The organism is Armatimonas sp., assembly GCF_964826245.1.
The window spans coordinates 1-10,750 of record NZ_CBAYMC010000152.1 but is presented as its reverse complement, the minus strand read 5'-3'; the positions used below and the strand labels follow the sequence as shown (position 1 = coordinate 10,750).

Below are 10,750 nucleotides of genomic sequence, written 5' to 3'. Positions count from 1 at the left end.
TAGTTCTTTTTCTTCCACTTGCTTCCGAGATAACAATAACAGGGTTCTTCCAAAAATCTGGTATTCAAGCGATGTAATTGGCTTTGTAAACAATTCGAACAATAGTGACTTATCTGAGAGCCATGGGGAATATAAAATTTTTGATTCATTAATATTCGTAAACCTTACTCCACTATTAATCGTATAAAGCTGATAACCAGCCTGTTCACAGAATTCTACGAATGTAGTTTTCTCCATTGCCTTTTCTGCCCACTGCGAGCTATATGCAGAAGCAACTCCAGTAAGATTTATATCATCGATATAATTCATATTCAAAAATGATGGAACTGAAAATTTCGTCCTTTCATAATTAGACATACTCTTATTCGCAACAAAAAAACCTTTATTCCTAAGCCCAAGTATAAAATTCGAATTATCACCACCATATATTTCACGCATTTTATCCTGTCGCGTATAAGAATCTAACACTATCAAATATATATTTTCTTTAAAAGCCGCATTAACTCTTTTAAAATCACTATTAATCCCCTTGCCAGATGATTTAATATATCTGTTTTGAAATAAAGGAGCAATCGAGGTAAATAAAATAACCATACCGCAAGCGAACAAGGCATCACCAATTTTTGGTGATATCTTTTTAATTTTAGAAACAAAAAAAACACATAAGAGAACCAATATATAAAATATAAAAACCTGAAAAAAAACGCCAAACCTACCACCAAATATATCAATGCAAATCTCATTAAATTTTCCAAATGAAAATTGAGATACAAAAACAATACATATCGATAAACAAATTTTTACGCTTTCATTTTTAAATATCAAACATAAAATTAGATATAAAATTAGATTTAAAATAAAAATAAAAACAACAGGACGAATATAATAATCATTAGGAACTTCACCGACATTCAAAATAAAAAACCCGATAACTTTCGGATATACAAACAGCAATGGCACCAAAAATAAAAAGAAATTATGCAATCTCCTTACCATTTACTTTTCCTTGAAAAGATAGAGAGTTCGCTTCGTTCCTGGAATGAGCACTTTATCTACTTGCTTCCAATGCGCGGAAAAGGTTTTTTCAAAACCTTGTTCGTTGTAGTCAGGGAAGATATCCTTGCGATGTGCAAGAAGTCGCTTGACTTGAGAGTCTTCTTTCGGGACAAACTCAATAATTAACCAGGGTGAGATCTGTGTAAAAAACTCGGAGACTTTTACGAGAGGCACATTGTTGCCAATGACTAAGTGATGGATCAGTGCCAGAGCAAAAGTAGCATCTGCCGACTTTCGGCCTAGCAAGGAAGTTCGCTCCTCTTGATTCCACCCACGATCTGCACTGGGATTCGTAAAATCTTGCAGAAGCGGCAGGAGAAATGTCTCACCCTTTGTACGTACCTGGTGATAGTTCTGCTCCACCGCTGCGGGATCTATATCAAGACAAAGTGTCAACATTCCCTGCTCACTGGCAACACGACTAAAAAAGCCCGTATTGCCTCCGCAGTCCCAGACCGTTTTAGGAGCTGGTGTGACCTTGGATAGAAACTCTCCGACAAGCTCGCGCTTTGTTAAAAGCGCGGCGTCGGTGTAGTTGGTCTTGTCGTAGTAATCTCCCCACTCCGTGCCTGCCGGCTTCCAGCTCAGGCTCCGAATAGCCATCTCCAAGCTCTCCAAAATGCCCTGTAGACTCTTGCGCGAAATGGCGATATCTGCACGAGCGGGTGCATCACCAGGACGATTCTCGAGTCGCTTTTGCGAGGATGCATGAAGGTAGAGATGGGCTAAAAGATTAGGATTAAACCGCGCCTGGATAGGCAACAAAGAGACAGCAAGGTCTAAGGGAATGCCATGAATGAAGATACGGAACAGTGTCCCGAGACGGATATCTTTTAAGGCCATCAGAGCTAGAGGAGCCAGGAAATGCTCGCAAAACTGACGGTAGGCTCCCCACGCATTTCCTTCGATGTAAGGCTCGAACGAGAGAGTATCAATAAAAACGGGGCGACCTTTATGGAACTGCACATTAAATGCACTAGCATCTTTAAGCGTGAAACCAAACTCTAATGCTATCTTTTGTAGACTAAGTGTCAGAAGTGAAGCATCTTTCCACTGACTAAAACACCACTCATATGGATAAGAGCAAAAATCAATTATTTCAGGCTTAATAATGACATGATCATCACCACGCTCGATTTCTTCATGATAAATTAAAATAGACTTATCAAAGAGCGTTTGAAAAAAACCAGAAGAAACACAGGACTTGTAGGTTTCTAAGTAGCCAGAACAAATGTATCGTAGGATGGAATCCCCTTGATAATACACATACCCATCGGGATCACGAAACGATGCCGGATGACGATTCTGCTCCGAGATATTATTTCCCAACCGAAGTGCTATCCTTAGTACCTGACTGCTCTTCTTTAGAAGATGCTGTTCTACTTAAAAAAAACAAACGGATTTTCTGGAAAATAAGCTTACTACTGACGAGTAAGCCTGCCATTCCTGCTAAAGCGACCTGAAAAGCATAGCTACCGGCTCCAGGATCAATGTAAGCATTCGCTTTTGATGCCGTAAGATCCAATGCAACAACCAATAAGAGGCTGATTTTGATAACTGACATGACAAAAATTTTCATATAGTTTTAACCTTTATCCTAAAAGACGGTTTATTTTCCCGGAAGTTCATTTTTGAAAAATGGCGAGATTGGTTCCTGCTTCTTCCGTATTACCAATAACGGTACGTAAGACGAACCACTATGAAACAGCCCCATGACAAAATTTCGAAACCCCACTTGATCGCCCATCACTAGTAACTATACCTCAAAGATAGACGCGATACAATAGTGATCGTGACAACTGACGAGAATGCAATTATTCACTCTGAGCGTGCCCTGACGGAAGAAGAGCATGCCATGAATGCCGTCCACCCGGACCGGCTCCGAAAACGGGAAGCCTTGCGCACGCAGGGACGTGATCCCTTTGCCCATGAGGTCTGGGAGCGCTCGTGCTCTCTTCAGGCGATACGAGAGAAACATGAGACGCTGGCCGGAACCATGGTTAAAGTGGCAGGGCGTGTGAGTAGCCTGCGCCTGCCGTTTCTGGGTCTGCAAGACGAGTCGGGCGACGGTCAAGTCTTCGTCTCTAAAGACGATGCGACCGAGATCCAGGACTATGTCAAGGAGTTCGTGGACCTCGGCGATTTTGTGGGAGTAGAGGGCGAGGTTTTCCAGACCCAAAAAGGCGACTGGGCCGTGCGCGTCACCAAGCTTGAGCTGATTGCTAAAGCCTTGCGCCAGCCGCCGTTTCCTAAGGTCTACTATAAAAATGGCGAAAAGCGGGTTCAGGGTGGGCTCAAAGATGTCGAGATCCGCTACCGACAGCGCTATGTGGACCTCTTTGTCAACCGCGATGCCCGTGAGACGCTGAAGAAGCGCATGCAAGTTACCCGCGCCGTACGGGAGTATCTTGATAGTGTAGACTACCTAGAGGTCGAGACCCCTGTCTTGGTGACGGAGGCAACCGGCGCGGCGGCGCGGCCCTTTAACACGCTTCACAATGCTGAAAAGCTCGAAATGCACCTACGCATCTCGCTGGAGCTGCCTCTCAAGCGCCTGATTGTCGGAGGAATCGAGAAAGTCTATGAGATCGGGCGGGTCTTCCGCAACGAGGGAGTAGACAGCGATCATAACCCGGAGTTTACCCTTCTTGAACTCTACGAAGCCTACACCAACCTAGAGGGCATGATGGATATTGTCGAGAAGATGTTCCGCCACATCTGCAACACGGTGATCGGCGGAGATACTCTCACGCTCCCTGATGGCACCGAGATTGACTTCTCCAAACCCTGGCGTCGCCTTCCGATGCTTCAAGGCATTGAGGAAAACTCGGGAGGCCGCATCTCCCGCACCGAGCTCCTAGACCTTGCCAGCGCCAAGGCGGCACTTGCGCGTGTGGGCGGCTCCCCTGAAAAAGAGAACACTGTGGGCGGTATTATCGAGAAGCTCAATGAGATTCTGACGGAGCCGACGCTCATACAGCCGACGTTCATCACGGACTTCCCCTACGAGACCAGCCCCCTCGCACGCAAAAAACCGGGTGAGCCGCATCTCACGCGGCGCTTTGAGTGCTACATCGCGGGCCGCGAGACCGGCAACGCGTTCTCAGAGATCAACGATCCGATTGACCAAAAAGAGCGCTTCGAGTTCCAGGCGGGGCAGGCCGCCGCGGGTGATGAAGAGGCACATCCCTACGATGCGGACTATATCCGCGCCTTAGAGTACGGAATGCCCCCCACCGGCGGCTTTGGGATGGGCCTAGACCGCGTCGCGATGCTCTTTACCGGCGCACAAAGCATTCGCGACATTATCTACTTCCCCCTGATGCGGCCTGAGAACCCACCCAACCACTCGTAAGACTCGCGTCTCCCCTCCCTCAGGGCAGGGAGGGGCAGAGCTTACCGAACGGGCTCACCGCAGTCGGGGCAGCGTGCGAAGTCGTCGGGGACGATATGGCCGCAGCGGTGGCAGTAGGCTTGATCGGGCTCGTAGTCGGCAGCTTCGGGCTGGATGTCTTCTGGCAGGGGCGAGTCCCAGAGCTTGTTGAGATCGTATGGGTCGCCCATTTCTTTCTTGACCTGCCAGGCTTGCCACGCGGCGGCAACCAGCCCGACACAGCCCAGTATCAGGCCAAAGTAGTGCGCCTCCTTGCCAAAGCTGACCAGAAAGCCAGAGCCTGCCAGAATCAGGGAGGCAATTACCCCCGCCCACTGCCGGAAGAACTTCACTTTAATGTCTCCAAAAGCTCAGAGAGAGCGGTTTGGATCTCATCACGGGGGAGGCCACCGGCTTCTAGCTCGTGGTCGGGCAGCTCTAAGAGGCGTCCATAAAACTCACGGGTCCCATCGGCGGCGTGGTCAATATGGCTATCTTGCAGATGAAAGTGGTAGTTCTCGGCGCGATCGTAGTAGCCCAGTGCCTCCATTGCCCGCGCGGCTTGTCGCAGAATATGCGCCGTGCGATCCGTGGACTCGACTTCCATGAGCAGCGCCTCGAACTCCGCCAGGAACTCCGAGGAGCGCAGTGACGACTCCAACGCGAGGGCTTCGGCGTAGAGCAAGAGCGCTTTTCGGCGAGCCACCCGCCCCTGCAGCGGCTCCGCTTTGGCGCGCTGGAGGAGAAACTGCGCCGCGACAAAGGCATTGCCTGCGGTGCGGGTTCGGTCGCCGCCCGAGAACATCCCCAAAAGCGAGGTGTCGTCCAGCCGCAGGAGCGTGTCCAAGTCTAGCCCCGTGAGGTTCTTGCACGAGGTCCCGAGGCGCTTGACCACATCTTCTTTTGTCAGCTCGATCCCGAAGATCGCCGCCAGAGCCTGAGAGAGGCCCTCTATCTGCTGCTGCACAAAGCCTTTTCGGAGCATACGATTAGACTAGCCGCCTTCTTCACGCGGGACGTACTCGCGGGTGCTAAAGCAAAACAAGGCAAGCCCGAGGGAGAGAACCGTGAGAATACTGACCGTCACCCAAGCAATCGTCGGCGTGATCGCCAGCGGATTGGCCCGGAGCAAGATATTAGAGACATCCTCGCCTCCCTCGCTCGCCCCAACGACTTCTTTGAGATGCGGAGCCAGCACGCGCAAGTAAGAGAGCACGGAGAGCCGGGCAAAGCCACTGGGAAAGAGAGCCGCGATATTTTCCCAGCCAAAGCCGTAGAGTAGCGCCCAGATCAGGGGCTTTGTCATCAGGGTTGCAAAGAAGAGAAAGAGCGAGGAGTACGCCAGCGCCCCGACCGGGATAATTTTCAGGTCGGAGACAATGCGCCCCCACTCCGGCTTCATCCCATAGACGGCAAAGCCAAGCAGGATCACCGAGAGAGAGACCGTCACCGTAATCCCTGCCCAGGCTCCGATGAGCTTCATCAGCAGCAAGCGCCAGCGGGGGATGGGCCGGGTCAGCAGATAGACAATCGTCCTTCCCTCAATCTCTGCCGAGAGCGCCCCGGTTCCATAGATCACCGAGAGAATCGTCAGGGTGAAGCCAAAGACAAAGTAGGCCGCCAGCGTGTTGTAGGCTTCTGCCGGGTCAAAGCGATCCCCCGGTGTCACCGCGCGCCAGACAATCGCCGCCAGTGCCGGGAGCAGTAGCATTAGGAGCGCTGTTGCCAACCGCTTAGGCTTCAGGGCTTCCAGCAGCGATGTTTTTAGGATAAAGAGATCGGCCATAGTGAAACCTAAACCAGTCCGAGCTGTGTGAGCAGAAATGCGTAGTCGAAAGCGGCTTCGGTGAGGGCGTCGTAGCGACCGGATGCCCCCCCGTGGCCCGCGTCCATGTTGCAGTGCAGAAGGAGCGGGTTCGAGTCGGTTTTGAGCGTGCGGAGCTTGGCGACGTACTTAGCAGGCTCCCAGTACATCACCTGCGAGTCGTTGAGGCTTGTCTTGACGAGCATCGTCGGGTAGGGCTTGGCTTCGAGCTGATCATACGGGCTGTAGGACTTCATGTAGGCGTAGGCCTCGGGCTCGTTGGGGTTGCCCCACTCCAGATACTCGCCTACCGTTAAAGGCAGGGTGTCGTCCAGCATCGTGTTGATGACGTCCACAAACGGGACGTAGCTCAGGCAGAGCTTGGCAACATCGGGGCGTAGATTGACGACCGCTCCCATCAGCAGCCCTCCTGCGCTTCCTCCCATGATCGCCAGCTTCTCACGATCCGCGTGGCCCTGCTCCACCAGAAAATCGGCGCAGGCAATGAAGTCCGTGAAGGTGTTTTTCTTGAACATTAGCTTGGCCGCATCGTGCCAGGGCTTGCCGTACTCACCGCCACCTCGGATATGCCCGATGGCATAGACCACGCCTCGATCCAGTAGTGAGAAAATCCCGGTGCGGAATGAGGCAGGCATGATGATTCCATACGAGCCGTAGCCATAGAGGACACACGCTGCCGTCCCATCCACGGGTGTGTCTTTATGCCGGACAATCGAGAGGGGAATCTTGGTTCCATCGCCCGCCGTGGCAAAGAGCCGCTCACTGACATACTGCGTCCGATCCCAGCCACCGGGCACGGGAGTCTCTTTCAGCAGAGTCCGTTCACGAGAGCTAAGATCGTAGTCAAACACCGACAAGGGCGTTACCAGCGACGAGTACCGAAACCGGAAAATCGTGGTGTCAAACTCGCGATTGACATCACTGGAGGCACTGTAGGTCGGTTCTGGGAAGTTGATCGTGTGCTCGTCGCCGGTGGAAAAGTCAAGAACCCGAAGCTGCGGGAGCCCGTCGGCCTGCTCGCTGGCGACCAGGTGCCCGGAGAAGAGATCGAAGTCTTCGAGGCCAACCTCAGGACGGTAGGGAATCACGTCGCTCCAGTGCAGCGGCTCCGGGGCGCTCACGGGTGTGGCGATCAGCTTAAAGGTCAGGGCATCTTTGTTGGTACGCAGATAGAAGAGCCCGTCACGATGCTCGGCGTAGTACTCATGGTTCTCTTCACGCGGCAGGATCACGGTCAGCTCACCGGTGGGATTGTCCGTCTCTAAGTAGTGAAGCTCCGTCGTTGTCGAAGAGGCTGAGCCCACAAAGAGAAACTTCTTGTCGCGTGAGCGGTAGGCAAAGGCGCGGTAGAGTGCATCTGGTTCCGCGTAGATCAGCGTGCCCCCCCCGCCCCCGCTCGCGGGGGAGCCAATGACGTACCGATAGATCTCATGGGGACGCTTGGTCTCGTCCTCGGTCACATAGAAGAGAGTCTTGCTGTCCGCCGCCCAGCTCACGCCATCCACTTTCTCGATCACATCAGGCAGCAGCTCGCCGGTCTGTAAGTTCTTGATGCGGAGCGTGTACTCACGAAAGCCCGTGTTATCGGTGGTGTAGGCCAGCAGATTGCCATCATCGGAGATGGCATAGGCCCCGACGGACATAAACTTCTCGCCTTCCGCCAGTACATTCACATCTAAAGTCACGACTTCAGTGCACTCATCGCCTTGCTTGCGGCAGTAGATCGGGTACTGCTTGCCCTCTTCGGTGCGGACATAGTAGAGCCAGTCGCCGTATTTGTAGGGCACGGAGAGATCGGTCTCCTGAATCCGAGAGAGCATCTCATCGTAGAGCGTTTTCTGAAGCGCCTCGGTCGGCTCCATCACGGACTTGGTGTAGTCATTCTCGGCATTGAGATAGGCAATCACCTCGGCGCTGGTCTTATCTTGCAACCAGCGATAGTTATCGGTGCGGGTATCGCCGTGGATCGTGTGGGTAGTCGGGACAATTGTCGCCACGGGAGGCATCAGGTTCTGCATGGTAATTATTGTACCCGCTTCATGGGACAGATGGGAAAGAATGAAAGAGCAAGCGGCGCTGGGGTGGCGTGAGGCGTACACCAGGTCGAATTTTCTGCATTTGGGCTTCCGCTTCGTCTGCATCTCTGGCGAGTCCGCGTGTAATTAAGACAGCAGCAACTATCGTGGCAGAGCGGCCATGCCCGGCGGCGCAGTGGACATAGACGGGGCCAGAGGAGGCTTGGATAGCGGCGATAGCGGTTTGTAGCGCTTCGGGCGTGGGTGCGTCGGCGTCGAGCGTGGGCAGACAGAGATACTCCCCAACTTTGGCTTTTCGTGGGAACTCTGCGGTGAGGTCTACGATGAGCGCCGTGTTTGGTGGGAGCCGCTTCGCCGTATTGGGCCAAGCTCCGAGCCAGAGATCGGGGACGATCTCATGGGCGTGTGGTTTACGTTTAACGAGACGAGCCAGGTACCAGATGCCCCACGTTAGCAAAAAATACGGGAGCCAGAGAAGGAGCGCCGAAAGAGCAGTAGAACCGTCCAAACGCTTGCCAAAAAGCCTCGGCCCGGCTTTGAAGTACGCCGCGCAGACCGCTAGGAAACTAAACGCCAGCCAGCCCCAAAGCACGCTCTGATCTCGCCACGCCAGATAACCACACGCAAGTGCCAGTAAACCAAACGCCCCGTAGCGGCGCATCGGGAAGTCAGCGGCAGCGGCAGAGGTACTCATTCAGACCTTGACCAGTCTACACAGGCAACACCGATGGTCTCAAAGTCCGTAAGATTGCGTGTCACTACAACCAAGTTTTCGGAAAGAGCCTGAGCGGCGATTCGGCAGTCCTGCGAACCGGTGCGCTTAGATGCGGGAGAAAAGTCTTGGAAGATTGTCTCGGCTTCTTCGGAGTAGGCAAGAATAGAAAACCACCGAAGATCTTCCAGGTTCTTCGCCAGATCAGAGTGGGCTTCTCCTAAACGGAAGGGAGGCTGTCTTGTTCGAGCACGGTTGATATTCGCCAAAAGGCCAGCGAGAATTTCCTCGGCGGCAATGGAACTCAACCAAATACGATCTGCTGGAATCGCAACAAGGTAGCTTAAGACGGCAGCGTTACCTGCCTGAATCAGGCGAACCATATTGGTATCCAATAGAAAACCTCTACTTGGCACGCTCGGTTGCTTTTTCCTCTTGTAGCTGCAGCTTTCGGCGATGACGCTCCACAGCATCGGCAACTCGCTCTAGCATAGGATCATCCTTGCGCTTACCAAAAACGGCAGCTAACGGATGATCAGCGGGGAGAGTTATTGCGTCACGTTCCGCAGACAGATTCGTTGATTCAGGCATTTGCATCGTCCTCAAAGCCTATTTTATCGTGTCTTCTCAGCGGCAGCGGCGGAGGTATTCTTTTCGGGGGAGGTCTTCGATGTGGCCGCTGGCGTGGTAGTAGCGAACCCCTTGTTCTTCTGTGAGGGTATCGGCGCGGGTGCGGCGGACTTCGGCATGATCGCCACTGGCTTCGATAAACTCGGCGAGGATCTGCTCGGCGGTATCTAAGTCCTCGAAAAAGAGAACATAGTCAATATCGTCGTCTTCATCATGGTGCACTACCCAGTCGCCCTCACGCGGCTCTTCCAGATAGCGATCAATGCCACCGCCCGCGACAAACAGGGCATAAGGCTCATCGGGGAGCGGCGTGTCGCCGGGGTCTTCGAGTGGCTCTTGATCCAAAAGCAAATGAAGCCAGATGTTTTCGTCTTCGTCGAAGAAGAGCACGGCGGGAAACCGGTCGGCGAGCTCCTCACGGGTGACGAGGGCAACATGGAGTGCGCCTGAGTCGGGCTCTTGCTCAATCGCCGCTTCAATCGCACTCTCGGCGAGCTCGGCGTTGGGGAAGGCCCATCCGATCTCCTGGCCAATCGGCCCATGAGAAAACGGTGTCCCGTACTCATAGCAGATCGTGTAGAGCGGCTCGGGAAGGGTTGCGAGAAGCGGGATCTGGGGCGTAAAAGACTCAGCGTCGGAAAAATCGTCGGGAGGGGGAGATTGGTCACTCACGCCAGTAGTATACCCGGCGATGCTCACACAAACGAAAAAGAGGGCAGAGCGATTTGCCCTGCCCTCCCTGACAATCCACAAAATCCGCTAGCCTTTGCCGCGCTCCCGGGAGCGGCTGGAGGAGCCACTGGATCGGGAAGAACCCGTCGAGCTGGAGCCTGCGGAGCTTCGGGACTCACGCGAGGGCTCGTAGGTACGGCCCGTCGGGCGCGAGTCGTTTCCCCTACCAAAGCTGGGGCTGGTGCCACCGCTGGGCGGGGTAAAGCCGCCGCGCATCTCACGCGACTCTCGTGAGGGGAAGGGGCTCCCATTTCCGTTAGATGGCGTTCCACCGGGGCGTACAGGGGTCATGTTGGGAACCGAGTACCCAGGTGTGGTCGAGGTACCAGGGCGGCCAGACTCGCGCTCGCGCGAACCGCCACTGTTTGGCGGGGTGAATCCCCCCG

General features: G+C 53.4%; 11 protein-coding genes and 2 pseudogenes. 1 reads left to right on the top strand and 12 read right to left on the bottom strand.

Annotation, left to right across the window (positions count from 1 at the left end):
- The 3 genes and pseudogenes from AC1XOS_RS14585 to AC1XOS_RS14575 all read right to left on the bottom strand — a co-directional run.
- Window positions 1–984, bottom strand: a pseudogene (locus AC1XOS_RS14585) (hypothetical protein); the annotation flags it as partial.
- Between the two features lie 12 nt (window positions 985–996).
- Entirely contained in the window at window positions 997–2,385 is a 1,389-nt protein-coding gene (locus AC1XOS_RS14580) for a class I SAM-dependent methyltransferase (protein WP_481962955.1), read from the bottom strand.
- Window positions 2,375–2,635 carry a hypothetical protein gene (locus AC1XOS_RS14575; RefSeq protein ID WP_481962954.1) on the bottom strand — a complete coding sequence of 87 codons (261 nt, stop codon included), beginning with the start codon at window positions 2,633–2,635 and terminating at the stop codon, window positions 2,375–2,377. The genes AC1XOS_RS14580 and AC1XOS_RS14575 overlap by 11 nt, the downstream gene beginning before the upstream one ends.
- Window positions 2,636–2,848: 213 nt before the next feature.
- On the opposite strand from AC1XOS_RS14575, the gene lysS reads away from it, so the two are divergent.
- The gene (gene lysS, locus AC1XOS_RS14570) at window positions 2,849–4,411 is read left to right on the top strand and encodes a lysine--tRNA ligase (protein ID WP_481962953.1); all 1,563 of its coding nucleotides are present in this window, start codon (window positions 2,849–2,851) and stop codon (window positions 4,409–4,411) included.
- Between the two features lie 41 nt (window positions 4,412–4,452).
- Here the strand turns inward: lysS and AC1XOS_RS14565 are convergent, their stop codons facing one another.
- The 9 genes and pseudogenes from AC1XOS_RS14565 to AC1XOS_RS14525 all read right to left on the bottom strand — a co-directional run.
- Entirely contained in the window at window positions 4,453–4,782 is a 330-nt protein-coding gene (locus AC1XOS_RS14565) for a hypothetical protein (protein WP_481962952.1), read from the bottom strand.
- Window positions 4,779–5,414: a DUF6483 family protein gene (locus AC1XOS_RS14560; protein ID WP_481962951.1), complete on the bottom strand. Its 636-nt coding sequence runs from the start codon at window positions 5,412–5,414 to the stop codon at window positions 4,779–4,781. The genes AC1XOS_RS14565 and AC1XOS_RS14560 overlap by 4 nt, the downstream gene beginning before the upstream one ends.
- Before the next feature lie 9 nt (window positions 5,415–5,423).
- Window positions 5,424–6,215 (bottom strand): ABC transporter permease, encoded by a 792-nt coding sequence (locus AC1XOS_RS14555; RefSeq protein ID WP_481962950.1) that lies wholly within the window; start codon window positions 6,213–6,215, stop codon window positions 5,424–5,426.
- 8 nt (window positions 6,216–6,223) lie between these two features.
- On the bottom strand, window positions 6,224–8,272 hold the full coding sequence (locus AC1XOS_RS14550) for a S9 family peptidase (RefSeq protein ID WP_481962949.1): 2,049 nt from the start codon (window positions 8,270–8,272) through the stop codon (window positions 6,224–6,226).
- A gap of 19 nt (window positions 8,273–8,291) precedes the next feature.
- Window positions 8,292–8,984: a dual specificity protein phosphatase family protein gene (locus AC1XOS_RS14545; protein WP_481962948.1), complete on the bottom strand. Its 693-nt coding sequence runs from the start codon at window positions 8,982–8,984 to the stop codon at window positions 8,292–8,294.
- Window positions 8,981–9,397 (bottom strand): type II toxin-antitoxin system VapC family toxin, encoded by a 417-nt coding sequence (locus AC1XOS_RS14540; protein WP_481962947.1) that lies wholly within the window; start codon window positions 9,395–9,397, stop codon window positions 8,981–8,983. The genes AC1XOS_RS14545 and AC1XOS_RS14540 overlap by 4 nt, the downstream gene beginning before the upstream one ends.
- Window positions 9,398–9,407: 10 nt before the next feature.
- Window positions 9,408–9,599 carry a hypothetical protein gene (locus tag AC1XOS_RS14535; RefSeq protein WP_481962946.1) on the bottom strand — a complete coding sequence of 64 codons (192 nt, stop codon included), beginning with the start codon at window positions 9,597–9,599 and terminating at the stop codon, window positions 9,408–9,410.
- Window positions 9,600–9,629: 30 nt separating this feature from the next.
- Complete coding sequence (locus tag AC1XOS_RS14530; RefSeq protein WP_481962945.1) at window positions 9,630–10,304, bottom strand: hypothetical protein; 675 nt, start codon at window positions 10,302–10,304, stop codon at window positions 9,630–9,632.
- A gap of 87 nt (window positions 10,305–10,391) precedes the next feature.
- A pseudogene (locus tag AC1XOS_RS14525) lies at window positions 10,392–10,750 on the bottom strand (hypothetical protein); the annotation flags it as partial.